Source organism: Geoglobus sp. (genome assembly GCF_054018175.1).
Genome location: NZ_JBPLZQ010000067.1, coordinates 1 through 24,567 on the forward strand (window position 1 = coordinate 1; position 24,567 = coordinate 24,567).

At 53.3% G+C, this 24,567-nt stretch carries 30 protein-coding genes; 18 read left to right on the top strand and 12 right to left on the bottom strand.

All coding sequences use genetic code 11. The features are described from left to right. Positions 1 to 75: 75 nt before the first annotated feature. From ACXJJC_RS05425 to ACXJJC_RS05450, 6 genes are all read left to right on the top strand, one after another. The gene (locus ACXJJC_RS05425) at positions 76 to 882 is read left to right on the top strand and encodes a DNA integrity scanning protein DisA nucleotide-binding domain protein (protein WP_456369960.1); all 807 of its coding nucleotides are present in this window, start codon (positions 76 to 78) and stop codon (positions 880 to 882) included. Positions 883 to 934: 52 nt separating this feature from the next. Then, the gene (locus ACXJJC_RS05430) at positions 935 to 2,167 is read left to right on the top strand and encodes an FAD-binding oxidoreductase (RefSeq protein WP_456369961.1); all 1,233 of its coding nucleotides are present in this window, start codon (positions 935 to 937) and stop codon (positions 2,165 to 2,167) included. After that, positions 2,164 to 3,339 (top strand): (Fe-S)-binding protein, encoded by a 1,176-nt coding sequence (locus ACXJJC_RS05435; RefSeq protein ID WP_456369962.1) that lies wholly within the window; start codon positions 2,164 to 2,166, stop codon positions 3,337 to 3,339. Before ACXJJC_RS05430 ends, ACXJJC_RS05435 begins: the two co-directional genes overlap by 4 nt. A gap of 5 nt (positions 3,340 to 3,344) precedes the next feature. Further along, positions 3,345 to 3,596 (top strand): SpoVG family protein, encoded by a 252-nt coding sequence (locus ACXJJC_RS05440; protein WP_456369963.1) that lies wholly within the window; start codon positions 3,345 to 3,347, stop codon positions 3,594 to 3,596. A 67-nt stretch (positions 3,597 to 3,663) separates the two neighbouring features. Continuing rightward, positions 3,664 to 4,077, top strand: a complete 414-nt coding sequence (gene nikR / locus ACXJJC_RS05445; protein ID WP_456369964.1) for a nickel-responsive transcriptional regulator NikR — start codon at positions 3,664 to 3,666, stop codon at positions 4,075 to 4,077. Next, positions 4,074 to 4,880, top strand: coding sequence for an EamA family transporter (locus ACXJJC_RS05450; RefSeq protein WP_456369966.1), 807 nt, complete (start codon positions 4,074 to 4,076; stop codon positions 4,878 to 4,880). Before nikR ends, ACXJJC_RS05450 begins: the two co-directional genes overlap by 4 nt. Here the strand turns inward: ACXJJC_RS05450 and ACXJJC_RS05455 are convergent. Then, on the bottom strand, positions 4,868 to 5,422 hold the full coding sequence (locus ACXJJC_RS05455; RefSeq protein ID WP_456369968.1) for a CDP-alcohol phosphatidyltransferase family protein: 555 nt from the start codon (positions 5,420 to 5,422) through the stop codon (positions 4,868 to 4,870). The genes ACXJJC_RS05450 and ACXJJC_RS05455 overlap by 13 nt on opposite strands. After that, positions 5,406 to 5,714 (bottom strand): transcriptional regulator, encoded by a 309-nt coding sequence (locus ACXJJC_RS05460; RefSeq protein ID WP_456369970.1) that lies wholly within the window; start codon positions 5,712 to 5,714, stop codon positions 5,406 to 5,408. The genes ACXJJC_RS05455 and ACXJJC_RS05460 overlap by 17 nt, the downstream gene beginning before the upstream one ends. Positions 5,715 to 5,829: 115 nt before the next feature. On the opposite strand from ACXJJC_RS05460, the gene ACXJJC_RS05465 reads away from it, so the two are divergent. Then, positions 5,830 to 7,017 (top strand): potassium channel family protein, encoded by a 1,188-nt coding sequence (locus ACXJJC_RS05465; protein ID WP_456369972.1) that lies wholly within the window; start codon positions 5,830 to 5,832, stop codon positions 7,015 to 7,017. Here ACXJJC_RS05465 and ACXJJC_RS05470 read toward each other — a convergent pair. Continuing rightward, entirely contained in the window at positions 6,992 to 7,696 is a 705-nt protein-coding gene (locus ACXJJC_RS05470) for a (5-formylfuran-3-yl)methyl phosphate synthase (RefSeq protein WP_456369974.1), read from the bottom strand. The two genes, ACXJJC_RS05465 and ACXJJC_RS05470, sit on opposite strands and share 26 nt — an antisense overlap. A gap of 49 nt (positions 7,697 to 7,745) precedes the next feature. Between ACXJJC_RS05470 and ACXJJC_RS05475 the strand changes: the two genes are divergently transcribed. Genes ACXJJC_RS05475 through ACXJJC_RS05500 form a run of 6 tightly spaced genes read left to right on the top strand, consistent with a single transcriptional unit; the run spans position 7,746 to position 12,500 of the window. Further along, positions 7,746 to 8,420 carry a HisA/HisF family protein gene (locus ACXJJC_RS05475; protein WP_456369976.1) on the top strand — a complete coding sequence of 225 codons (675 nt, stop codon included), beginning with the start codon at positions 7,746 to 7,748 and terminating at the stop codon, positions 8,418 to 8,420. Positions 8,421 to 8,454: 34 nt separating this feature from the next. Beyond that, positions 8,455 to 9,285, top strand: coding sequence for a ribose-phosphate diphosphokinase (locus tag ACXJJC_RS05480; protein ID WP_456369978.1), 831 nt, complete (start codon positions 8,455 to 8,457; stop codon positions 9,283 to 9,285). Further along, positions 9,282 to 9,677, top strand: a complete 396-nt coding sequence (locus ACXJJC_RS05485) for an acyl-CoA thioesterase (RefSeq protein ID WP_456369980.1) — start codon at positions 9,282 to 9,284, stop codon at positions 9,675 to 9,677. Before ACXJJC_RS05480 ends, ACXJJC_RS05485 begins: the two co-directional genes overlap by 4 nt. Next, complete coding sequence (locus ACXJJC_RS05490) at positions 9,670 to 10,677, top strand: inorganic phosphate transporter (protein WP_456369982.1); 1,008 nt, start codon at positions 9,670 to 9,672, stop codon at positions 10,675 to 10,677. Before ACXJJC_RS05485 ends, ACXJJC_RS05490 begins: the two co-directional genes overlap by 8 nt. Continuing rightward, a complete protein-coding gene (locus ACXJJC_RS05495; RefSeq protein ID WP_456369983.1) occupies positions 10,674 to 11,354 on the top strand; it encodes a TIGR00153 family protein in 681 nt (226 codons plus the stop codon). The genes ACXJJC_RS05490 and ACXJJC_RS05495 overlap by 4 nt, the downstream gene beginning before the upstream one ends. 3 nt (positions 11,355 to 11,357) lie before the next feature. Beyond that, complete coding sequence (locus ACXJJC_RS05500) at positions 11,358 to 12,500, top strand: cofactor-independent phosphoglycerate mutase (RefSeq protein ID WP_456369984.1); 1,143 nt, start codon at positions 11,358 to 11,360, stop codon at positions 12,498 to 12,500. Positions 12,501 to 12,509: 9 nt separating this feature from the next. Here ACXJJC_RS05500 and ACXJJC_RS05505 read toward each other — a convergent pair whose 3' ends face one another. Further along, complete coding sequence (locus tag ACXJJC_RS05505) at positions 12,510 to 13,091, bottom strand: tRNA sulfurtransferase (protein WP_456369986.1); 582 nt, start codon at positions 13,089 to 13,091, stop codon at positions 12,510 to 12,512. Then, positions 13,088 to 13,537: a UPF0179 family protein gene (locus ACXJJC_RS05510; protein ID WP_456369987.1), complete on the bottom strand. Its 450-nt coding sequence runs from the start codon at positions 13,535 to 13,537 to the stop codon at positions 13,088 to 13,090. The genes ACXJJC_RS05505 and ACXJJC_RS05510 overlap by 4 nt, the downstream gene beginning before the upstream one ends. Before the next feature lie 62 nt (positions 13,538 to 13,599). Here ACXJJC_RS05510 and ACXJJC_RS05515 point away from each other — a divergent pair, with 62 nt between their 5' ends. Continuing rightward, positions 13,600 to 14,520, top strand: a complete 921-nt coding sequence (locus tag ACXJJC_RS05515) for a MarR family transcriptional regulator (RefSeq protein WP_456369989.1) — start codon at positions 13,600 to 13,602, stop codon at positions 14,518 to 14,520. On the opposite strand, the gene pyrE is transcribed toward ACXJJC_RS05515, so the two are convergent. Together pyrE and purD are read right to left on the bottom strand one after the other, a co-directional pair. After that, on the bottom strand, positions 14,494 to 15,015 hold the full coding sequence (pyrE, locus tag ACXJJC_RS05520) for an orotate phosphoribosyltransferase (RefSeq protein WP_456369991.1): 522 nt from the start codon (positions 15,013 to 15,015) through the stop codon (positions 14,494 to 14,496). The genes ACXJJC_RS05515 and pyrE overlap by 27 nt on opposite strands. Then, positions 14,999 to 16,435, bottom strand: a complete 1,437-nt coding sequence (gene purD / locus ACXJJC_RS05525) for a phosphoribosylamine--glycine ligase (protein WP_456369993.1) — start codon at positions 16,433 to 16,435, stop codon at positions 14,999 to 15,001. The genes pyrE and purD overlap by 17 nt, the downstream gene beginning before the upstream one ends. 156 nt (positions 16,436 to 16,591) lie before the next feature. Between purD and ACXJJC_RS05530 the strand changes: the two genes are divergently transcribed. Together ACXJJC_RS05530 and ACXJJC_RS05535 are read left to right on the top strand one after the other, a co-directional pair. Continuing rightward, positions 16,592 to 16,846: a hypothetical protein gene (locus ACXJJC_RS05530; protein WP_456369995.1), complete on the top strand. Its 255-nt coding sequence runs from the start codon at positions 16,592 to 16,594 to the stop codon at positions 16,844 to 16,846. A gap of 103 nt (positions 16,847 to 16,949) precedes the next feature. Next, positions 16,950 to 18,137, top strand: a complete 1,188-nt coding sequence (locus ACXJJC_RS05535) for a calcium:cation antiporter family protein (RefSeq protein WP_456369997.1) — start codon at positions 16,950 to 16,952, stop codon at positions 18,135 to 18,137. On the opposite strand, the gene speB is transcribed toward ACXJJC_RS05535, so the two are convergent. The 3 genes from speB to rbcL form a co-directional block, all read right to left on the bottom strand. After that, complete coding sequence (gene speB / locus ACXJJC_RS05540) at positions 18,115 to 18,945, bottom strand: agmatinase (protein WP_456369998.1); 831 nt, start codon at positions 18,943 to 18,945, stop codon at positions 18,115 to 18,117. The genes ACXJJC_RS05535 and speB overlap by 23 nt on opposite strands. A 2-nt stretch (positions 18,946 to 18,947) precedes the next feature. After that, positions 18,948 to 19,331: a translation initiation factor IF-5A gene (gene eif5A, locus ACXJJC_RS05545; protein ID WP_048096714.1), complete on the bottom strand. Its 384-nt coding sequence runs from the start codon at positions 19,329 to 19,331 to the stop codon at positions 18,948 to 18,950. A gap of 79 nt (positions 19,332 to 19,410) precedes the next feature. After that, complete coding sequence (gene rbcL, locus ACXJJC_RS05550; protein ID WP_456370000.1) at positions 19,411 to 20,745, bottom strand: type III ribulose-bisphosphate carboxylase; 1,335 nt, start codon at positions 20,743 to 20,745, stop codon at positions 19,411 to 19,413. Between the two features lie 107 nt (positions 20,746 to 20,852). Between rbcL and ACXJJC_RS05555 the strand changes: the two genes are divergently transcribed. Both ACXJJC_RS05555 and ACXJJC_RS05560 read left to right on the top strand, forming a co-directional pair. Then, positions 20,853 to 22,799, top strand: a complete 1,947-nt coding sequence (locus ACXJJC_RS05555) for a beta-propeller domain-containing protein (RefSeq protein WP_456370002.1) — start codon at positions 20,853 to 20,855, stop codon at positions 22,797 to 22,799. 44 nt (positions 22,800 to 22,843) lie between these two features. Continuing rightward, positions 22,844 to 23,347, top strand: a complete 504-nt coding sequence (locus ACXJJC_RS05560) for a hypothetical protein (RefSeq protein ID WP_456370003.1) — start codon at positions 22,844 to 22,846, stop codon at positions 23,345 to 23,347. Positions 23,348 to 23,361: 14 nt separating this feature from the next. Here the strand turns inward: ACXJJC_RS05560 and ACXJJC_RS05565 are convergent, their stop codons facing one another. Next, positions 23,362 to 23,928 (bottom strand): winged helix-turn-helix transcriptional regulator, encoded by a 567-nt coding sequence (locus tag ACXJJC_RS05565; RefSeq protein WP_456370005.1) that lies wholly within the window; start codon positions 23,926 to 23,928, stop codon positions 23,362 to 23,364. Positions 23,929 to 24,041: 113 nt separating this feature from the next. Continuing rightward, complete coding sequence (locus ACXJJC_RS05570; RefSeq protein ID WP_456370006.1) at positions 24,042 to 24,419, bottom strand: hypothetical protein; 378 nt, start codon at positions 24,417 to 24,419, stop codon at positions 24,042 to 24,044. Positions 24,420 to 24,567: the final 148 nt, after the last annotated feature.

Below are 24,567 nucleotides of genomic sequence, written 5' to 3' on the forward strand. Positions count from 1 at the left end.
GAGCTGTAGGGTATTTACCCGGGGTTTTATTAATTCCCCAAAAATATTTAATTCCTCTTTACATAAATTGTGACCATGATAAACTTCATGATTGACTTCGTTACGGCTCTTGCCGAAAAGTACGGCATCAAAAGGGTCATACTCGTATCAGATGTGGATATCGAGTTTGATGATCTCGAGGTCATAAAGGCTCCGAGAAGCTACATTGAAACAGTCAAGAACACGTTCGCAATAACCGGGTCGTGCGGTCTCACCGAGAGCATCATGTCTATCCCCGGAATATCGGAGTTCGTTGAGGCGTATCTCGAGGTTTCCGGTGTTGAAGGAAAAGCCATCGTCTGCGTTTACCTCCCCAACCTCAAGGGGGTGTTCATGATAGACGGTGAGAGCAGGCTCAGCAGGGTGCTCAAGGAGTGCTCAGAGTACGTGAATCCAGAAGCACTCAGGGCAACTCTCGCCGTGGCGCTGTCCATAGCCTACAAGGGAAGAGAGGGAAAGAGCATCGGAACGGCTTTCGTGATTGGAGATGCGAACAATGTGCTCAAGAAGTCAAGACAGGCAATACTGAACCCGTACGAGGGGCATCCTAAGGAGAAGAGAGACATAAAAGACCCAGATAACTGGGAAAGCGTCAGGGAGTTCGCGCAGCTCGACGGCGTTTTCGTGATCGACTCGGAGGGATACATCGTCTCCGCAGGAAGGTATCTCGACATTGAAGGTGAGATCGTGCTCAAGTACGGACTGGGGGGGCGACACATAGCCTGCGCATCGATAACCAAGAGCACAAGAAGCGTTGCAATCGTCGTGTCGAGCAGTGGTGGAGACATAACGATATTCAAGGACGGGGAGCCGGTGATAGAGATACCAGTCTCGTTAATGTGACTCTCGCGAAACCCTCAAAACTCTTAATAATTTTTCCGGACAAAATGACCTCATGCTCCAGAACATACCACACAGGGATGACCTGACGACCAGGTACCTGTACTCACACGACATCTCCTCTCCACCACTTATCTCCAGACTTTTCAGGCTTGCCGATGGTGTGTTTCAGCCGAGGAATGAGGAAGAGGTAATTCAAATCCTGAAGGCTGCCGAAAGAGATGGGAAGGCAATAGTGCCCCGGGGTGCCGCGACATCTGGTTACGGTGGTGCAGTTCCTGTAAACGGCGGATACGTTGTGGATTTCACGCGAATGAACGGGTTCGAGGTTGACGAGGACAGAAAGGTGCTGATTGCAGAGCCGGGAGCGGTGTGGTGGGACATAGAGGAGGTGCTGAACAGGAAAGGCCTTTCTCTGAGGGTGTACCCCACAAGCGCGCCGTCATCCACCGTGGGAGGGTGGATCGCCCAGGGCGGGTACGGCGTTGGAAGTCTGAAATACGGCGGCATATCAGACAACGTGGTCAGGCTCAGGGTGGCAGACTTCAGCGGGATAAGAGAAACGGAGGACGTGAAATACTACGCCGGACTCGAGGGAACGACTGGCCTGATAACCCGAGCGTGGGTGAGGGTTAAGGAATACGGGGAGCTCAACTGCTACGCGTTTCACGTTTCGCCCGAGAAAGCAGTCGAGCTCGTCCACTCGGGAGACCATTACGCCGCACTCTACCTCGACAGGAGGTACATAGAGATGAAGAACAGGGTCTTCGACCATCAGATTCCCGAGAAGGACACGGTCGTTGTTGTTACGGAAGAGAAGATGGACGGTGACGACTCGCTCGGAGAGGAAATATGGGAGAGCAGGTTCTACCCCATGAAGATAAAGAGGCTCGGACCAGGGATCGTTCCGGCAGAAGTCGTTGTCAGCTGGAGATCTCTACCAGAGTACATCAGAAAGGTGTCGGGTTTGAAAATGGGCAGCGAGGTGTGGTTCTCAAGAAATGAGTGCTCCGTTCTCTCATTCCTGCCTGCAGACGAGAGGCGATTCAGCTACGCACTCGCGTGGAAGAAGAGCCTTAAAGCTCTGAAGATAGCCAAGAGGCTTGGAGGGAGAGGTTACTCGACCGGACTGTACCTGAGCAAGGAGTCGAGCAGTTTCTTCGAGAATTACGATGAGCTCGCGAGGTTCAAGCAGAGTGTGGATCCGCACAACCTCCTCAACCCCGGCAAGGTGTTCCCATCTGGCCTCCTCCCGTTTCTGATGAGGTTCGCGGAGGTGCTCGCATGAAGATCTCGAGCGAGCTCGTGGAGAACGAGGCTTTCGTGTGCGTGCAGTGCCACTACTGCAGGGTGTGTCCGGTATTCCAGACCGTGGGCTGGGAGAACGTTTCTCCCAGGGGAAGGATGTACCTGCTGAAGGGGATAGTCAAAGGAGAGATCGAGCCCGACTCCACCGCGGTTGAGGACTTCTACAAGTGCACGACGTGCGGAGCATGCGAGGTAGTCTGCCAGACGTCCATCCCGCTCATAGAGATCTGGGAAAAGGCGAGGGCCGAGTTCGTTGAAGCTGGAAAAGCTCCGCTACCAGTCCACAAGAAGCTGAGGGAGGTGGCCGAGAAGAACGGAAACCCCTACGGGGAGAAGAGAGGTGAGAGGAGCAAGTGGGCCGAGGGTTTCGAGTTCGCAGAGAGAGCAGAAACCATTTACTTCGCTGGATGCACCGCAAGCTACAGAATGCACGAGCTTGCCAGAAGCACGGTCGAGTTCCTCAACAAGGCCGGAATCGAGTACACATACGCAGGAGACAGGGAATACTGCTGCGGCTCCCCGTTCCTGAGAACGGGGCAGAGAGACGTGGCCAGGGAGTTTTTCCTGAAGAACTACGAGGAGTGGAGGAGGAGAGGCGTGAAGAGGATTCTCACCACCTGCTCCGGGTGCTTCAGGACGATAGCCAAGGACTACCCGGAGATTGCCGAAGAGCTGGGCCTTGAGTGGGATTTTGAGGTCATACACACCTCACAGCTGATCCACCATCTCGTGGAGGAGGGGAGGGTCGAGTTCGAGCAGTGGAATGAGAGGGTCACTTATCACGATCCCTGCCACCTCGGAAGGCACATGGGGGTATACGAGGAACCCAGGGTGGTTCTGGAGAAAATGGGAACGGAGCTTGTGGAGATGGAACACAGCAGAGAGAGCGCACTCTGCTGCGGTGCAGGTGGCGGGGTGAAGTCCCAGTTCAAGGAACTCGCGATGGACATCGGAAAGAGGAGGATTGAAGAAGCAAAAGAGACTGGGGCAAGGTACCTCGTGTCCTGCTGCCCGTTCTGCAAGCTTCACCTCAAGCAGGCAAGCGATGGAGATATGGAGGTCGTGGACCTGATTGAGCTCGTGAACAGGAGGGCAAAAGTTTTAAATAATCCCCGATCCAAGGCAGGGGAACAGACAGACAGGAGGAGTTGAAGTTGGTGGAAATTACAGAAGTGAGAATATACAAGTCGAAGGGTGAGGGCGCCGTCAAGGCGTATGCATCCGTGAGCCTTGACGGAGAATTTGTTGTGAAGGGCCTCAAGGTTCTCGAAAACGAGAACGGGCTCTGGGTCAGCATGCCGAGCAGAAAGGCGAAGGATGGTAGCTACCAGGATGTATTCCACCCAACAAGCAGAGAAGCGAGGGACAAAATCGTCAGCGCAGTTCTCGACGCGTACAGGAAGGCGTGACGTCCCGGGAAGTTGGGAACAACAAGAATTAGGTTAGTTTTTTATATTGCCATTTTATCCTATTTTCATGGACGAGCACGTTACCAGAATCGGTGTAAGCCTTCCCAAAAACCTGCTCGAGGAGTTCGACTCGATAATTCTGAACAGAGGTTACTCATCAAGAAGTGAAGCGATCAGAGATGCGATCAGAAACTACATCCTCGAATACAAGTGGATGGAGAGGGAGGAAGGTGAGGTCGTCGGCGTGGTGAATGTGCTCTACAGCCACAGCGTGAGGGGGGTGAACGATGCCATCATAAGCCTTCAGCACGACTTCCACGACGTCATAACCACCACGCTCCACATCCACCTGAACAAAGAGATGTGCCTCGAGATGATACTGGTGAGAGGAGAGATGAGCACGATAAAGAAGCTCGTGGACAGGATTTCCTCGACTAAGGGAGTAATAAATGTGAAGCTGATAACAGCGATGAAAGAATGATCGACCTGATTTTGATCGCACTTTTCTTCAGCCTGCATCAGATATTCATAAAAAAGGGAGTGGAGTACGGTGACGCGAATTACGGTGCGTTTGTGAGCCTGCTAACGACCTCCGCGATTTTCTCTGTCCTCTCGATTGGAAGGGTACAGTTCGACCCGAAGTTCCTGGTTCTGATGGTCGCAGCAGGATTGATGCACTTCCTGCTCGCGAGAACCGCATTTTACAACGCGATAAGCAGAATCGGAGCAAACTCCGCCGGAAGTCTTTCAGCCACGCGCGTCTTCTTCGCGGTTGTGATAGGTGCAGCCATGGGAGAAAAGGTCGGAATCAACGTAATTCTCATGTCAGTCCTGATATTCACGGGGATCTACCTGATCTCCTCTCCGGAGGGTGCGGGGGACTGGAGGGGCGTTGCTCTCGCTCTCTTCACCGGTCTGATTACTGCGCTTTCCTCTGGAATCGTCAAGGCGGGTATGCAGGTACACCCAGACCCTGTTTTCGGCAGCGCAGTCGGATACGTCGCATCAACCGCACTCTTTCCGCTGTTCTTCAGGTACAGCAGGAAGGGTGGCGAGAGGTACTTCATTCCCGCGGGGGTGTTCGTCGGACTGGGGCATTACCTGAGGTACAGGGCACTCATATCAGACCCTGTCAGCGTCGTCGAACCGTTCCTCAGCATATATCCCCTGTTCACACTCATACTGACTGCTATGGTGTTCAGAAACGTAGAGAGAGTTAGCAGAAACATCGCAGCCGGTTCAATTCTGATAATAGCTGGTGTCGAGAGCTACTACCTGCTGTGAGAGAAAGTGTGGTAAATTCTGTGGATCGCCGTTACGTGCGATAAAACCGCGATCACGAGTAAGGACTGGTAAATGTACCCCGTAAGCAGGCCAGCAAGGAGTATTATTGTCCTCTCTCCCCTCTCGGCAATGCCAACATCGCACTTTTCAATTATGTGTTCCGCTCTTGCCCTCGTGTAGCTGACGAGGAGCGCTCCCGCCATGGCTATCGCAGCGAGAACTAAGTAACCAGAGTACACTCCTGCAGCGAGGATTACTGCAACATCCACGTACCTGTCGAGAACTGAGTCCAGGAAGCCTCCGAAGTCTGTACGCATGCCTTCATTTCTGGCAAGCGCCCCGTCGAGAGCGTCGAATGCTGCGCTTAATGCCAAAAAAATCGCTCCTGAGAGAACATGACCGTAAACTACCAGGCCCGCAGCCGCGAATCCAGAAATTAGGGCCAGTACCGTCAGATGGTTGGGTCTGATCCCCATCCGGGCGATCAGAGCTGTCAGGGGATTGAGCGTCGAAGAGACCCGCAGTTTAAATTTGCTTAACATCCAGTTCCCTTCTCACGAACGAACAGAGCTCACAGAGCTTTGAAACGAGATCCTCCCCCCTCAGCTTTCCGCTCTCTATCTCGTCCACAACCTCCCGTATCTTCTCCTTCAGAACCTCGCTGTCACTCACTCCCCTCTTGCCGTGGGTGTACTGACTAACAGCAGCGACGGTTATCCCCAGAATTTCGGCTACCTCCTTTTTCGTGTGTCCTCTCGCCACGAGCTCTCTTGCGATCTCTCCTCTGATTACCGGTATCACCTTAGATGCAATCATTTCGCAGGGAGATTTCATGTTAGCACCGTTAATACCTTGCAGCAAATGTTATTTAACATTTCTCAATATTTCCAGATTTCTGAGCGACACACAAAAAACCTTAAATAAGTCCGGACAGAAAGGTTTATTCGAAATGCCCCGTACAGTAAAGGATCTGCTCATTGAGATCAAAGATACCACCGAGCTGATGGTGGATCTGGCCTATTCTGCAATTCTGTTCGATAACGAGGATATAGCCGAAGAGGTCCTCGACCTGGAGGAGAAAACAGACGAACTCCTGAGGCAGCTGAGAGTCGTGTCGATCCTCGCTGGCAGGCGGGTAGACGAGGCAGAGATGGTGTCCTCTATACTCCAGATAGCTTCCGCCGCGCAGAAAATAGGCGAAGCCGCCGGGGACATAGCCACGCTCGTGCTGAGGGGATTCAAGCTTCCAAAGGAGATGGTCAACGAGATCCTGCTTGAAAGCGAGGTCACCCTGGTGAGGGCAGAGGTCGCCGAGGACTCTGAGGTGGTCGGCAAAACGCTTGGAGAGATAAGGCTCCACACGAGGACCGGCATGAGAGTCATAGCGATAAAGAGGGGTTTTGACTGGATATTTGACCCTGACAGAGATACGAAAATCCTGAGAAACGACGTTCTGTTTGCCAGAGGTGACATAACCGGCGTTCAGGAATTCTTCAGAATAGTCTCCAACAGAGAGGTGACGATGGAGAGCACGGAGATAATGGACAAGAAGCTGGAAAAGTCGGTGGACATACTTATCGAGATAAAGGACCTCTCCGAGCTGTCCGTTGACCTGGGATACTCGTCGATAATCTACTACAACGAGGACATAGCCCAGGAGGTTTATTACCTCGAGGAGAAGATAGACAACCTGAAGATAGAGCTGGTGAAGTGGGTCCTGCAGGCCGGAAAGAACGCGAGCGATGACGAGAGCTTCAAGGTCCTGATGTCTCTGATAGACATAGCGTACTCCTCCGAAATAATCGCCGACGCCGCAAAGGAGATGGCGGGAATAGTCGTCAAAAATCTCGAGATTCACCCGGTTTTCAGGAGCGCCATGATGGAGAGCGACGAAATTCTCACGGTGATCGAGGTGAGTGAGATGTGCGAGCTCGACGGAAAGACGCTGGGCGAGGCGAGGGTGGAGACCAACACGGGGATGCACGTGATAGCGATAAAGCGGGGCAACAGGTGGATCACGAAGCCCAAGGCGACGACAAAAGTTCAGGCAGGGGACCTGCTCTTTGCCAAGGGGACAAGAGAGGGGGAAAAGCTGCTCAGAAAGATGTGCACTATCGCACGGAAGCCATTAACTTAGACACAAGCTCGCTCCTTATCATCGAGTTTCTCCCGTTTTCGCACACCATAGTCCTCACGCCGATTATGTCGGGGTTGAGTTCCTTCAGGGTTTCTATGTGCTCCCAGGAGAGCGAACCGGCGAGCGCACAGAACATTCCCCTGCTGTGTGCGGAGGAGATGAACTTCTCCAGCGACTCCCGGTCCATGAACTCGAACAGGTTCCTGCCGTCTTTAATGGCGGTGTCCACCATTATGCCGTCGCATCCAGCCCTGTGAGCGGGATCAGCTATTTCGAGAGGCGACACAGCTCCAATTCTCGAGTGATCTGCATAAGCTGCAGCAACCACCATTGCCGACGGGTTGTAGTCCTTAACCGCCCTGACCACGCCAGACATCATCTCGTAAACCTGATCGGGGCTTTTAACTCCGAAAAGACCAACCTTGATGTAGTCCGCTCCCGAGCAGGCTGCACCGAGAGCCGCGAGACTTGCGGTGCCGGGCTTGAAATCGAGATCGCCAACAGTTGCACTGAGCATCCTCCCCTCCTTTTCCACAAGCTCCTTGACCTGCCTGATCACCCACGGGAAGTTTGCCCCCAGAGAGCCTTCAGCAGGGTTCTTAACGTCGATAATGTCCGCTCCTCCCCTGAGAGACTCGATTGCCTCGTCAATACTCATGGGCGAGACAAGCACCTTCATCACACCGCGTTGCGCAAACCTGTATATATATGTGTTGAAATTGACTACCATGGACATTTACTTTGCAATGGATGTCATGAACGGGAAGGTTGTGGCCGGCATCGGGGGTAAGAGGGACGAGTACAGGGAGATCTCGGAGCTGAGCAGGGTTGTTGGTACGAGCAACCTGAGTGGAGTCGTGCAGGAGGTTAGACCAGAAAACATCTACATCGCAGACTTAGACAGAATTGAGGGCAGGGGAGACAACCTTGAAGAGATAAGCAGAGTCTGCGGAATGGTGAAGAGAGCGATAGTTGATGCGGGGTTCAGGAAGTGGGACGAGCTGGAAAGGTTTCCGTTCACCCCTGTTCTCGGGACTGAGACGTTCGACATAACCAGGCTCGAGGACGGAGACTGGGTCGTAAGCGTGGACATTAAGGGAGAGCTGCTGGACAGGAGCGGGAGGTTCTCATCATTTGCCGAGGTTGTGGAGTACCTGAACTCATTCAGGCTTGCAGGCGTCCTGGTTCTGCCGATACACTCCGTGGGAACAATGAGTTTTGACTTCAGCATTGTTGAGCTGGCTCTCGAAATCAGCGACCACGACATACTGACCGGTGGAGGCATGAGGAGCGTGGAGGACCTTTATCGTGCAAAAGACCTCGGTGTGAGAGGTGTGCTGATCTCCACAGCGGTGCACAGGGGGAACATAGGAGTGGAGGTTCTCAGAAGGGGGAGAATATAGAAAAAGTCATAATACCCCGCGCAGAAAACCTGCCATGAAGCTCATCGTGGGCCCCTCTTCACCTCTGCTCGGCAGGAGAATTTCGAAAGCTGCCGGTGCCGAGATCGCAGAGGTTGTCTACAGAAAATTTCCGGACGGAGAAATTTACGTTAAAGTCGAGGACACTGGGGACGAGGAATTTGTGATAGTCAACAGCATAACTTCCAGCGACGACATCATTTTTCTGATGCTGGCCTTCGACGCGCTCGAGGGGAGGGAGGTGACAGCAGTCATCCCGTACATGGGATATGCGAGACAGGACAGGGCGTTCGAGGAGGGTGAGGCGATCAGCATCAGGGCGGTTGCGAGAATGATGGAGAGTCACGCGTCCAGAGTCGTAACGGTCAACATTCACAGCGAGGAGGCAAAAAAACACTTCAGAAAGCTCGTGGAAGTTGATGCCATGGAGCTGATAGGGAGACACTACCGCGGCAGGGACATTGTCATGCTCTCTCCCGACAGGGGATCCCTCGAGAGAGTGAGAAGGGCTGCGAAAGCTGCCGGGTGCGAGTTCGATTACCTCGAGAAAACGAGAATAGACTCTGAAACTGTGGAAATCACCCCCAAGAATCTCGACGTTTCGGGCAGAAACGTCGTGATCGTGGACGACATAATAAGCACCGGTGGAACCGTGGTTACCGCGGCCAGGCAGCTGCACGGAAGGGCTGACAGCGTTGAAGCGGCGTGTGTTCACGCAGTCCTTGCGGGGAACGCACTGAACAGGCTCTACTCTGCTGGAATCTCAGACGTGATCGCCACCGACACAGTGGAAAAGCAGGTCAGCGTTCTCACCGTTGCGGAGCTCATTTCGGAGGTGCTGAAATGAGGCTCGAGATTGAGATTTGGTTCGGAGACGTCGATGCCTTTGGGCACGTGAACAACGTCAAGTACGCGAGATTTCTCGAAACGGCAAGAGCAAAATTCTTCCTCGAAAGATTTGGAAAGCTTGAGCCAACATTTGTGATCCGGAGGCTCGAAATGGACTTTCTCTCTCCGATGTTTCTCGGCGAGACGGCAGTTGTCGAGATGTGGGTCGGGAACATCGGCAACACGAGCTGGGAGTTCCTGTACAGGATAACCGAGAGGGAGAGCGGAAGAGAGGTTGTCAGGGCGAGGAGCGTTCAGGTCTGGGTGGACCTCGAGAACAACACGAAGGTTCCGATTCCCGAGGATGTGAGAAGGGTCCTGGAGCAGGAGAGGAGGGAGCACGATGCTTGAGCTCTTCATCGTTTTCACCATCGCAGTAGGACTCTACATGGCCTGGAACATAGGTGCGAACGACGCTGCGAACTCCATGGCAACGTCTTACGGCAGCGGTGCGCTGACGCTCAAACAGATAATTGTCATAGCCTCAATACTCGAGTTTGCAGGGGCCGTGCTTTACGGAAAGAGGGTCACAAACACCATCGCCAAGGGAATAGTTCCCATAGAGAGTCTTGACCCTCACCTCGTCGCACTCGGAGCGCTTTCAGCCATCCTCGGTGCGAGCCTGTGGATCACCCTTGCAACGTACTACCAGCTTCCCGTATCCACGACTCACTCCATAGTCGGAGCAATGGTCGGATTCGGGCTCGCAGCAGTGAGTCAGAACTACATCTCCATAGGAGACATACAGTGGGGCGTGCTTTACAAGATAGTCCTCAGCTGGATCATCTCCCCGATAATGGGTGCCATACTCGCCTTCCTCACATTCTCCATCATAAGGTTCGCAATCCTCGTCAATTTCGATGTGGATTCCGTTGAGCACGTTTTCAAATACCTGCAGATACTGACCGCCTGCTACATGGCTTTCGCACACGGGAGCAACGACGTTGCCAACGCCACTGGACCGATGGCCGCGGCGATGGGATACATAGGCACAGAAACCCCAATATGGGTCCTCGTTATAGGAGGACTCGGAATATCGGTTGGTATCGCAACGTGGGGGTACAGGGTGATAGAGATGGTCGGAAAGCGCATCACCGAGCTCACGCCAACGAGGGGGTTCTCTGCCGAGTTCGCAACTGCAACGACTGTTATCTTCGCCTCCTCTCTCGGAATGCCAATCTCCACGACCCACACCCTCGTAGGCAGCGTCATAGGAGTAGGATTTGCCGGAGGCCTTGCGAGCGTAGACCTGTCAGTTGTGAAAAGGATTTTAGCGTCCTGGCTCCTGACAGTTCCAATAGCGGCTGGAATTTCAATAGTGCTCTACACACTGATGGTGGTGTTCGTATGAAGTTCGTGAGGAGCGTTACCGATGTGTTCGGGTACTCACCCTTCGAGGACCTGCACAGGCACGCGGAGCTGTGCGGTAAGGCTGTTGAAAAGCTGACCGAGCAGTTCGTGGCGTGCGTTGAGAACGACTGCGAGAGGCTCAAAGCCCTCGAAAAGGAAATAGACTCGCTCGAGTATCAGGCAGACATCATAAAGCACGAGATAAGGGGTCACGTGACAAAATCGCTCCTGATGCCTGTGGACAGGCACGACCTGCTCCACTTTCTGAAAATGCAGGACAACATAATAGACCACTGCGAGCACGTGGCACACATGATAGCGTACAGACAGATTAGGGCCGACAGGGAGATATGGGACCTCATAATGGAGCTCCTGCCAAAGATTCAGGAAACCGTGAACGAATACGAGAGGATGGTAGACCACATAAAAAGGCTAATAGCCTCGTCCTTTTCCAAGAAAGAGATCGTTGACGCTCTCGAGCACGTGCCGGTTGTCGAGGAGCTGGAGCACCAGTGCGACAAGATCCAGATAAGGATACACAGAAAGATATTCAGCTCCCAGCCGGAAAATCCGCTCGATCTGGTTCTGCTGAACGAGATTGTGGTGAAGCTCGGAGAGATCGCCAACAGCACCGCGCGAGCTGCAGATGCGTTCAGATCCATGATTCTGGGGAGGTAGCGGATGAAGTACCTGATTCTGATTCCTGATGGACTTGCAGACTGGGAAATTGAGCGTCTCGGCAACAGGACACCTCTCGAGTACGCAGAGCCGGAAAACATGAATTACCTCGCGAAGGAGGGAATATGCGGGATCGCCAAAACAATACCAGACGGGTTCGAGCCCGGAAGCGACATCGCCAACATGACAATACTCGGAGTGGATCCGAAAAAGTACTACACAGGGAGAGGGCCAATAGAGGCTATTTCGCTCGGTGTTGACGGAGAGGTTCTATTCAGATGCAACCTGGTGTACGTTGAGAACGGCGTAATGGTGGATTACAGCGGAAACAGGATTGGAGATGCAGAGGCGAGAAGGGCTTTTGATGTTCTGAACAGGGAGTGCGAGTACGATTTTGTAAGCTTCCACCATGGTGTCAGCTTCAGAGGAATCCTCTCTGTACACAGAGACTTCGGGGCCGTGCCGAGAACCTACCCGCCCCACGACATAATGGGTGAGAAATACGAGAAGTACCTTCCGTCCGACGGAAGACTTGCCGAGATTCTCGTAGATCTGATGAACTGGAGCACCGAGGTCCTGGGGGAGATGAACTGCAGGGCCAACATGATATGGCCCTGGAGCGGAGGGAAAAAACCGGCCTTCCCTGACTTCAGGCAGAGGTACGGAATTGAGGGAGCCATGATAAGCGAGGTTGACCTGCTGAAGGGTGTCGGAAAGGCGATGGGCATGGAGATCATAGAGGTTCCGGGGGTGACAGCGTACATTGACACCAACTACAGAGGGCTCGCGAGAGCCGCTCTCAGGGGGCTCAGGAAGTATGATGCGGTGGTTCTGCACACCGAGGGAATAGATGAGGTGGGGCACGAGGGAGATGCGGAGAAGAAGGTGGAAGCGATACTGATGTACGACGAGAAGATCGTCGGATACCTGCTGGACAGACTTGACCTGGACGAGACGCGCATACTTCTCATCCCCGACCACCCCACCCCGGTGAAGCTGAGAACCCATGTCGCTGAAGACGTGCCGTTTGTCATAAAGAACGGCAGGAAAGACGACGTAAGAGTATTCAGCGAAAGAGCATGCAGAAAGGGGGGCCTCGGACGGGTGGACGGGCTTGAGCTCATGAACCTGCTTCTCAGACTCTGAAACTTCCCATCACAGCTCCAGAACGCTTAATTTCGCTTTCGGCACTACGGAGTAGTCTATGCTCTCCACCCTCGCCCTGATGACCGGCCTTTTCGGCAGGAAAGGGCATGAATACTGCCCGGTTATGGATATTCCGTACGTTCCAATCTCCCTCGCAACCCGGATGATCTCCTCCTTGTCGAGGCCCACGAGGGGGCGGATGATGGGGTAGCTCACAGCCCGTGATATTGCGAGCATGTTGTCGAGTGTCTGCGATGCAACCTGCCCCAGGTTGTCGCCCATGATTATTGCCTGCAGACCGTCTCTCTCGCAGATGGACTCGGCGGTTTTCAGCATCAGAATTTTGCAGTAAACGCAATTGTACCTCCCGAAATCGCGGTCAAACAGGTCGGAATGCCTCGCCACATAAACCACGCCGACCTTCCCGTAGCCCTTCAGCACTTCGAGCAGCTTTCTGAGCTTTTCCAGATCTTCTTTCCTCCTGTAGAAGTGGAGGAAGCTGAGCTCAACTCCCCTCCTCAGCATCAGGTACGACGCCACCGGAGAATCGATCCCACCTGAGATTAGAGAGACTGCAGAGTTCTCCTTCAATCTGCCCTTCTCACCTCCACGATCTTCATAGTCCTGCCCTGCGGACACTCGAACGACTCTCCAACGCTCTCGATTATCACGCTCTCCTCAGGCATGATCGACGACGGGTTGCAGAGGTTGAAAAAGCTGCAGTCCAGCCTCTGGCACCTTCCGTTCAGCGTTATCTTTGCGCCCTCAACCGCCGTCCTCGCGTCTATCGCGAGGAGGATCGGGAGCTCCACAACCTCCACAGCCACGACGCCCTCATCGTGTATCGGGCACGGGTGGGTCTCACCATTCCTCAGACCGACGATTTTGTACTTCGAACCTGTCCTGAGCTTCAGGCAAACCTTCCTGAGCCTGCAGGATTCGCATTCCTCCCTACCACCGAGGAAAGTGAATTCCAGGCCTGTAACAGCCCAGTCCTTCCCGCAAAGAGTGATTATCCTGTTAACCTCATCGCTCATAATTTTCACCTTCACTGAATTAACGCATAAACAATATTTAAGCTTTGACTAACTATCAGCGAATGCTGGAGAAAAGAATACTCGATGTCCTCGAGGAGAGGAAATTTGAGGGGATTCTCCAGAGCGAGCTCGTAAAGGTTCTCAACGCCTCAAAGTCGAGGGTTTCAGAGGTGCTGAAGGAGCTCGAAGACCGGGGAATCGTTGTGAGGAAAAAAGAGGCGGGAAAGAATCTGAGAATATGGCTCAGCAGATACTCCAAGGACAGGGTTAAAGTCGGAATACTGAGAGCGAGTGAGTACGCGAGGCTCATAAGCTCGGGGGACTTCAGCTTCATAGTTTACGGGAACGCAATAGACCTCACGAGAGACTTAGCGCTTGGAAGAATAGAGTTCGGCGCGAGCCCCCTAATCACCCAGGTGATGTTCGGCATCATGATGAAGAACATCAGGGTGCTCGGTGTTGTGGCCGAAAACGGTAGTGGGGTTGTTTTCGGTGACGAGAGAAACGGCGTTTACGCGACGACGGAGATGTCCGCCATGGAGATGAACCTGAGGGCCACGAGGGAAAGGCTCGGTGTCAGCTCCTTCAGGTACTGCGACGGTCCGGAGTGCCTCCTCGATAGCCTCGCAGACGTGGAGGGCGTGGCAATATGGGAACCGTACTTCACCACTGCGGACAGGGAGAAGATCCCGTTCAGCGAGATTGTTGGAGATTTCCCGTGCTGCACCCTCGCCGTGAACAGGAATTTCATGGAGGAGAACGAGAGTGCTGCCAGCCAAATCATGAAGGGCATGAGAAGCAGTCGCATAGACGCTGAAAAGGTCGCCGGAGTTCTCGGATTCGACGAGAGAGTAGTAAGAGAGAGCGTGAAGAGCTACAGGTTTGCTCCGGACTACAGCGTGGAAGAAATAGAGAGGTACCTGAAGAGGGGCGGGGTAGAGATATCGAGGGAAAGTCTATCGAGCGTCTTCGAGTATCTCTGAGAGCTTCAGAAGCGCCCTCACGTTGAGATCGCTCTCCTCCCTGTCCACAACCGCAAGGATCGCCACGACCTCACCTCCAAGCCCCTCAACCCTGTCAACCACGCTCTTTGCCGACTTTCCTGTCGTTACCACGTCCTCAACCACCACAACCCGATCTCCCGGTCTCACTTCCCCGATCATGTCGTCTGCCGTTCCGTAGTCCTTCCTCTTTTTCCTGAATATCACGAGCTCCCTGCCGGTTCTGAGAGAGAGGGCAACGGCGATCGGAACTCCCCCAAGCTCTATGCAGGCAATCCTGTCAGAGTCCACTTCGCCGAGTTTTTCAGCCATGAGGTCGGCGATTTTTCCGAGAGTCCCGGGTTTGGTGATTGCCTGCTTCACGTCCACATAGACGTTGCTCCTCTTTCCGGACGAGAGCACGAAGTCTCCGAACTTTATCGCTCCCGACTTTTTCAGAAGCTCGACGAGCTCTCTCACGTCACTCCGGGACGTCAAGGCCGATCGTCCTCCTGTACCTCATTCCGGGGAAAGAGATCTTTTCCAGCTCACCGTATGCTTTTTCTCTTGCCGCCTCCACGCTCTCTCCCATTGCCGTGAGTGTCAGCACCCTTCCGCCGGTCGTCTCAAAGCCTTCTCCAGTCTTTGCAATGCCGTTCGCGTAAACGATCGCTCCATCCACGTTTTCAATGCCCCTGATCGGCTGGTTGGTGTAGTGGTCACCAGGGTATCCGGGCTTGAAGCCCTCTCTCCCGACCATCGCTCCTGAGACTGCACACACAGCAACCGCGTAATTCTCGCTGAATCTGACCTCAACCTCGTCCAGATTCTGCTCCACAACAGCCCAGGAAAGCTCGAGCATGTCACTCTCAAGCCTCGGAAGCTTCGCCTCCGCTCCGGGATCGCAGTCCCTGACGTTGATCTCGAGGACCTTCGGTGTGAGCTCCCCCTCCTCCTCCACCAGCATTATGACGGGGTAGAGCACTCCCCTGAACTCCTTGCTTTCGAGCTCCCTGAACTTGCTGATTATTGGCTGGACGACGGTCTCCATTATCTTCCTCTCAATCTCCTCATTCACGGCCGGGTGTGGCGAGACCGCCCCCATTCCGCCCGTGTTCGGGTTGATCAGCACGCCTTTCTCGTAGAGCCTTCTCGCCTCCTCCCGCGTCACGTACTTACCGAAGTAGCCCATGTAGAACTTTCTCATCCCCTCGACGTCGTCCGGATCAAATGCCCTCTTGTAGTCCTTCGCGTGTCCGAAGGGGACGACGTGCTTTCCGTCGCTCAGAGCCGTGAAGGCGACCTCGATGCCGTAAAGCCTCTCCTCAATCTCGACCCTGTCGCCGGCTTTGCCGAACCTCTTCCTGACCATTATCTCGTCCACGGCCATCAGTGCCTCCTCAACGGAGTCGCAGACGAACACACCCTTTCCGGCTGCAAGCCCGTCGGCCTTAACGACGAGGTTCTTTCCGGGGTTGCTGGCGTAGTAGTCCTTAACGAATGCCTTCGCCTCATCGGGATCGTCAAAGTTCCAGTATTCCGGGATGGGCACTCCGATCTTCCTCATGAAGTCCTTGGCCCAGCACTTGCTCGCCTCGAGAATCGTGGCCTCCTTTTTCGGTCCGACCGCAGGTATCCCCGCTTCCTCAAGCCTGTCCACCAGCCCTAAGCTCAGCGGTTCTTCAGGTCCGATGTAGGCAATATCTATCTCATTTCTCACGGCAAACCTCACGATCTCGTCAATCGCCCTTATGGAGGGGATTCTCTTCCCATCAATCTCTGCGAGCCTGCACTTCTCGAAGAGCAGAGAACCGCCATTTCCCGGAGCGACGTAAACCTCCTTGACATTCCTGCTTCTCGAAAAAGCGTGAGCTATCGCATTCCCCCTACCGCCTGCATCAACCACGAGGACCTTCATCAGGTGTGAGTTCTGCAGGAGTAAATAAATGTTTCACACATCCGTTCAATGGCCACCGGGGCAAGCAGATAAGCTACGAATTTGTTAAACAGAGTTAAGTTTTTGCAGACCAAAAGTTCAAAAAATTTAAGTAAGTCTCAACCAAATTGAAAATTTATGGCCGGAGAGAGACTCAATGGAGAGGTTGTAGTGGGCCTGCTCCACAACAGCATGAGACTGGAGGAGAGCATCTCCCAGAACCTGCTGAAGCTGTTCATGGTGGAAGAGGACCTTAATCGCAGGAAGATGCTCTACGAATTCATACGTGACACTCACTATCACAAGTCCCTCATCACCGAGTGCCTCAGGTTTCTCGGCAGCGATCCGCTCAGAGAAACCCACGAAGGCAGATTGAGAGGACAGAGAGCTTAGGAGAGGTTTACTGAGACGTTCGCAAATACTTTCAATTTTTTTCTTAAGCCGGTTCAATCCCGGCAATGGGACAAGTTTTTTAACCCGCCTCCAATTTCCGGGCATGGATTACCTGCGGGAGAGGCTGCAGATCGTTCTTGCATTCACGCTCACTCTGCCCTGGCTTACCTCCTACATCACGGGAACGCACTATCCGCCCCACATCGAGGCGTTTCTCTCCGGTCTTGCAGTTCTTGGCTCGGCCTTTCTGCTTTCGTGGGGTGCGGAGACTGCAGAGATGGACGTTCCGAGGAGCGTCAGCCTTGCGATCGTTGCGCTGCTCGCAGTCCTTCCAGAGTATGCCGTTGATGCCTACTTCGCCTGGATGGCGGGAAAGGTTGGAGGAGACTACATACACTACGCTACCGCAAACATGACGGGCGCAAACAGACTGCTCATAGGCGTCGGGTGGAGCCTGATAATGCTAATCGCAATGGCAAAGAGCGGGAAAAGACAGGTTGAGCTCGACGAGGGGCTCAGGCTCGAGATGTTTTTCCTGCTCATCGCAACGGTGTATGCGTTTGTGCTCCCGCTCAAGGGGAGCATCTCCCTCATCGACAGCATCATTTTCGTGTCAATTTACGCCTCGTACGCTTACCTCATCACAAAGGCACCACACGAGGAGTTCACACCAGATGGTGTGCCTGCATACCTGTGCTCCCTGCCCGACAGGAGGAGGAGGGCAAGGGTCGTGCTGTACATGCTCTACGCTGGCCTTGTGATCTTCATAAGCGTGGAGGCGTTCAGCGAGGGTCTTCTCGGAACTGCCGAGAACTTCGGGATCGACAGCTTTCTGATGGTTCAGTGGCTTGCCCCGCTTGCAAGTGAGTCGCCGGAGTTCATAGTGGCGATTTACCTCGTCAGGAAGATGAGGGTGTCCGCAGGGCTTAACGCGCTGATTTCGTCGAAGGTAAACCAGTGGACCCTCCTCATAGGGACGATAGCGGTCGTGTACAGCGTCGCGGGCATGCATCTAAACGCCCTCCCCCTGGATGCGAGACAGAGTGAGGAGGTCCTTCTGACGGCCGCGCAGTCGCTCTTCGCCACGGCCATAATCCTCGACAGAAGGGTAGGGGTGAGCGAAGCTGCAGCTCTGCTCACGCTCTTCGCCCTCCAGTTCGTGTTCCCGGAGGTGCACGCAAGAAACATCCTGAGCGCCATCTACCTCGCACTCGGACTTCCAATGCTCTACAGGAACAGAAAAGAGCTGGCTGAGACTATCAGGTACGTCAGAACCTTAGCGAGGCGTTAGAGGCTATGAACTCGTTCACCATTTTCGCCGCAAGGGTCTGGGTTACCTTGTTCACGTCCGGAATAACCTCGACCACTTCGAAGGCTATGATCCTGTCTCCGATCTCGTCCAGAACCTTCAGGAAGTCGTACGGGTGAATGCCTATGGGTTCGGGAGTGGAAACTCCCGGCGCGAATGCGGGATCGAACACGTCCATGTCGAGGGAGAGATAGATCCTGTCCTTGGACTCGAGCGTGTCGAGCAGGTCGTCGAATCCGTACTCAAGCAGATCCCAGGAGTAGTGGACCTCCACACCAGAATTCTCGGCGAACTCCCTCTCCTCCTTAGTCGCACTCCTTGCGCCGGCTATTACGACCTCGTCCGCGATCTCCATCACCCTTCTTGTCGTGCAAGCGTGGTTGTAGGGGTTCGAGTCGAATCCATCCCTGAGATCGAGGTGTGCGTCGAAGACGACATACACGAAGTCCTCAAGGTTTCTCGCGACCATGTAGCTTATCGAGTGCTCCCCACCGAGGGCGATGGGTATTCCCTCCACCTCCTCAAAGAACTTTGAGACCCTCTCTGACACCTCTTCAAAGCCACCGTCACAGTTCACGTTTCCCCCGTCAGCTATCCTCGCAAAGTCGAGGTTGTAGTCAAAGTATATCGAGTAGCTCTCCAGGTTCCAGCTCGCCTCCCTTATCGCGTTCGGGGCAAATCTCGAGCCGGGCTTGAAGGACTGCGTCGCGTCGTAAGGTATTCCAAAAATGACGTAGTCAGCGTCGCTAACATCAGAATTTGAGGTGGCAAAAAAATTGTCAATGTGCATGATTACTTCTCCGCGATCTTCCTCTTGCCTAGAGATTCGATGTAAACGAGCTCGTTACCGGGCTGAACCTTGTCAGCCACCTCGTCTCCAAACTCAATCTCAAACGTCTCGTAGGTTTCGAGGTCCATGAGCTGCGCAACATTGCCTGTTACGCTGATCACCTGCGCCCTCTTCCTCTCTACTATCGGCACGTATATCTTCGCCGTTACGGGCTGGACTATGCTCCTCTTCTGCTTGTCGAATATGCCTATCGCGTCAATCCTCGCCTTGGCTGCGCCGTGCTTTCCCGGCTTGCTTACGGAGATGCTGAGGATTTCGCACGGCTCGTCATCGATAATCACGTACCCTCCTTCCCTCAGCTGCCTTACTTCCACCTGCTGTCTCATGAGCATTACCTCCTCTCATGCCAAAACTCCCGGTGGTCAATATAAGCTTTTCCAAAGTCGAAAAAAACGGGGGAGAGAATCAGATTGGTGTGACGGTCCCCCACTTCTCGAGTGCCCTCGCAAGCTCTCTGTGAGACTTCGCGTACTCCTCGAGTGGTATCCCGGACATTATCGCATCAATTGCCTGCCTCACAGCTTTGGCCCCTGCTGCAGGCCCATCCGGGTGCCCCACAGTCCCTCCTCCAAGCTGCACCACTATGTCAGTCCCGAGGGCCTCGAAGACCAGCGGGAGGTTGCCCGGATGCAGCCCACCGGAGCTCGTCGGGAATGCAGGCCTTATCCCGTAAAACTTCTGGGGAAGGTGTACCTCATCTCCCTCATCCGGGACGTACTCCTTCTCCCTCAAAATCCTGGCGTTCTGTACGACCTCCCACCTTCCTCCTTCCAGCTTCCCCGCTCCCGCAGTCCCGACGTGGAGCTGGTCTATACCTATCAGCCTGTACAGCTTTGCGAGGACGAACATGCTGATCCCGTGCCTCCTGTCCCTGGTGAATGCCGCGTGCATTGCCCTGTGACCGTGAATAGCAAGTCCATACTCTTCGGCCAGATCTCTCACATACTCGAGAACGCTCCACCCCGTTATCACAACGTCCACCATCGCGTGCTTTAGACCGAGATCCGCGAGTACCTCCATTCTCCTCTCCATCTCCCTCACGTCAGCCGTGATGTTGGCGAACCACGTCTTCTTCTCTCCCGTCTCGCTCTCTACCTTCTCTATTACTCTGCTTACAACCTCAGCCCTTTCCTCGAAGCGGTTGTACCACGGGCTCGCGAGGTTCTCGTCGTCCTTGACGAAGTCTGCTCCGGACGACAGCAGGTCGTACGCGAGCTTCTCGAACTCCTCGGCAGAATAGCCAACCTTGGGCTTGGGCACAACTCCATAAATCGGTCTGTCCCGTATATCGAGCATCTTCCTGACGCCCTCTATTCCCTTAGAGGGCCCTTCGAACTCCCTTATCAGCTTTTCCGGGAAGTAAAGGTCCTCAAGCCTTAGACCTGCTACTCTCCTCATCCCGAAGACGTTTCCGGCTATTGACGCGAGCAGCGCCGGGAGGTTTGCCTCCTCAAAAGCGTGCAGGGGGTAGGCGATCTTCACAACCCAGGAGCCGTCGTCACTCTCGGAGAACTCGTAGGCTCTGGCTGAGAGGTCCTCCCACCTCTCCCTCTCGTACCATGGATAGAGGGTTGTCCACGTGCCCGTGGAGCTCTCAGCCGCCACAGCTCCGGCACACTCCTCGATCGTGTAACCCTCAGCGGGGGTTATCCTGAAAACAGCCACGATGTCCCTCTTGAAGTTGGGCTGGTAGCCCCTGTCCACATAGTAGTTGTAAATCTCTCCAAACTGCTCCGACATGGTGTTGAGTAGGCATCAAACATTAAAAACTCTTTTGAAAATCAAAAACCAATTATAAAAACGAACGAAACAAAAACCTATTAGTAATAAAGAAAAGAAGTTGAAACATGAAAAAAATCGTGCTGATTCTGAGTTTGATAGCAGTCATGGTGGCGGCGGGATGCATCGATTCGGAGAATCAGGTGAAACCCACACCCACCCCTGCAGAAACCCTTACCCCCCTCCCGGAGAAGACTCCTGAGGTTGTGGGAGAGAACGTCTCCGGCCTGAGCAACCTCGCCCGATTCAAGTCGGAGGAGGAGCTCAAGGAATACCTTGCAATGAGGGAGGTCTTCTACGGCTACCCCATGTTCGGCGTAGCTATGCAGAAGGGGATGCCAGAGACTGCAGAGGTGCCGCTGCCGGCTCCGACACCCACTCCAACCCCCATACCAACGCCAACGCTGGTAGGTGATCGCGGTGTGGTGGAGAAAGCTGCGGAGAGGTACTCCGAGACCAACGTTCAGGTTAAGGGCATAGACGAACCGGACATAGTGAAGACGGATGGGAAGAACATCTACTACTCCATCGGCATGGCCAGAATCTACATGCCGCGAGTTATAATGCCAGAATACTACGGGAAGATTCTGTCCGTTTTCGCCTTCCCTCCAGACAACATGAGCGTCAGCTTCGAGATACCGAAGGACGGAAACCTGCTCCTCCACAAGGACAGGCTGGTGGTGCTGAGGTACAACGAGATCTCCGGCTACGACAAGGAGAACGGGAAAAACGTGTGGAGGATTGATGTCGACGGCAGCATTGTAACGGCGAGGCTTTACGGAGATTACATCTTCGTCATCACAAGGAACTACCTCGACTACTACGACCCCTGCCCGGTAGAGCCTGTAAGGGTTAACGGAGAGGCTTTAGAGATCAGGTGCACGGACATCTACTTCCCGAGGGGTATTAGCTCGGAAGTGCTGTACACCGTGATGAAGGTCAATCCCGAAAACGGGGAAATTGAGAAGACGTTCAGCTTCATGGGAAGCTACGGCTCCACCGTTTACATGTCCGAGAATGCGCTTTACATAGCCTACAGCAAAAGGATGGGGGAGGATGAGATTTACTTCAGATTCCTGCAGGAGAACAGGGATCTGCTGCCAGATGACGTGCTTAGCAGGATAGAGAAGGTGATGAGCTACGACATAGGCAATCAGGCCAAGTTCATCGAGATTCAGAGTGCAATCTCAAAGTACCTGCTCACCCTCGACAAGGAGGAGAGGCTGAAGTTCGAGAACGACTTCTGGAACAGGATGCAGGACTTCCGGAAGGAGCACAAGAGAGAAATTCAGAGGACGTACATCGTCAGGGTTAGCTTAAACCTTGAGCCTCTCGCGGACGGAGAAATTCCGGGAAGGCTGCTCAACCAGTTCTCGATGGACGAATACGGGGGCTACCTGAGGGTTGCAACCACCCTTGGCGATGAGAACGGCCTTTACGTGCTTGACGAAAAGCTGAAAGTCGTCGGGATGATTGCCGGCTTTGGGGAGGACGAGAGAATTTACGCGGTCAGGTTCATCGGAGACAGGGGCTACATAGTCACGTTCAGGGAGACAGACCCGTTCTTCGTCATTGATCTGAGCGACCCGAGAAAGCCAGAGATAAAGGGCGAGCTGAAGATACCCGGCTTCTCCTCATACCTCCACCCGGTCTCAGGGCACTTAATCCTCGGAGTCGGGAGAGAGGGAAGTTACGTGAAGCTTTCCCTGTTCGACGTCAGCGACGCGAAGAATCCGAAAGAGATAAGCAAGTACACTCTCAAGGAGTCGTGGAGCGAGGTGCTTTACAACCACCACGCCTTCCTGATGGACAGCAAGCACGGGGTGTTCTTCCTGCCTGCAGGAAACCACGGATACGTGTTCAGCTACGGGGATGGCCTGAAGCTTGTGAAGGCGATAGACGTGCCTGCAGTGAGAGCAATTTACATAGACGACTACCTCTACGTCCTCGGAGACTCCATAGCAGTTTACGACGAGAACACCTGGGAGAGGGTTGCGGAGTTCAGGTTTGGATAATTGAGCGGCCCCATATTCTTCCCACTTTTTTGAGGTGGGACGCCATGAACCTGAGGCACTCGATCGCCGTGGTGGTCTTGGGAATCGTCTCTGGCCTGATTGTGTTTGGAGCCATGAGTACCTTCGAGAAAATCAGGGGGTTTCAAGCTTTTTTAGCAACCTCCATAGCCATTAGCTTCGCTCTCACCGCGTTGTACCTCGCTGCCATCGGAAAACTTGGAGACAGGAGACTTCTCTTTTTCTCGGCATCTGCCGTGCTTGTGATATCCCTCGCAGCGTTTACCCTCGTTCTTGGTTTTGCACTTAAATCCGAGCAGGGAATGTGGCTGCACGTCAGGAAGGTAGAGGTTGACAACGCCTGCATCCCCGTTTCTGAGGATGAGCTGAACCGGTATCCAACACTGAAAAAGGCAATTGAGTCGGCCATGAATTCAGGGAGCGCTATCGTTGAAATCCCGAATGAAGACTCGAAGGAGCTCGGGAAATACTTCGGAAAGTGCGTCAGCTACCGGGGACAGGAGTTCGAAATAATGCTTGCCGTCACCTGAAAATCAAACAATCCTCAAACTCTCACTTTCACGGTCTGACCATCAAACTCGACAAGGCCCGCTCTCTGCAGAACAGCCACATGGTAATGCAGGGTTTTGTAGTTCATTTCGAGAACATCTGCCAGCTCTCCAATCTTCATTCCTCCGTTTCTGCTCAGCACATCAAGAATCTTTTTTCTCGCATCAGATCTGAGAACAATTTTCCTGTCAAGATTTCTGCCGTTGAAGATGAGGTACTCAAGTGGAAATGCGAGCCTTTCCTTTCCCGCCTTTATGGTTATTACCGTCCCTTCCCTTTCGAGAGCCTCGATGTGGTGCCTGAGCGTGCTTCTGTTCATTTTGAGGTGCCTTTCGAGATCTCTCAGGCTGACTCCCGGATTTTTGATGACGAACTCAAGAATCCTTTTTCTGTTTCTGTTCTCCAGCTTGACCTTAATTTTTCCAGCGAAGAACGGAAGGAGCTTCCAGATGGCAAGAGCACTTACAGCGAGAGTTAGGATGTGGTGCATCTTTATCCAAAGAGGCAGTTCCCAGAAGGAAACCCTGACCTCATCTGCAGGGTCGTTTTTAACTCTATCCATTAACTCTTCATCGCTGATGTTTGCCGGTTTTATCGTGGCAGCCTCGGAAATAGGGAATAAATTCTGAAAAATCAGTAAAAACGTGAACAAGAGTAAAATTGAGATTTTAACCCTCATAACACGGTTAGAGAATAATACTGAACCCCACTCACCCTCTCGCCATACACCTTGAAGTACCACACTCCCTGTTCGGCATTCTCGACGGTTAATGCTATTTTACCATCAACCGCACCATCACTCGAATCTCTAAATGGGCCATACACATCTCCGTTTGGGGAATAAAGCGTTAGAGTGAGGCTGCTGGACGGGTTGATCCATACAAGATAAACGTCGAATGTGGGTGAAGAGACGTATCTGCTGAACCAGTCGGTTTCTCCCTGTTTGATGGAGTCGTACACGGTATTTATTCCAATTTCTCCGGACTTTGCGTAGACTGGGGATAAGAGGATAAGAACTGCCGCCACCATCATCGCAGCAAGTCTTAGCTTCATAGTTGGTATTGATTTTGAAGGAATATAAACTTTCTGACCATGTTTTGAGAATATTAAATTAGAAAAATAATTCTGAAAATATGGTCAGAAAATCTTTATGTCCGTAAGGTTATAATATTAGATGACAAAACCAAAAGGTGGTACGGCA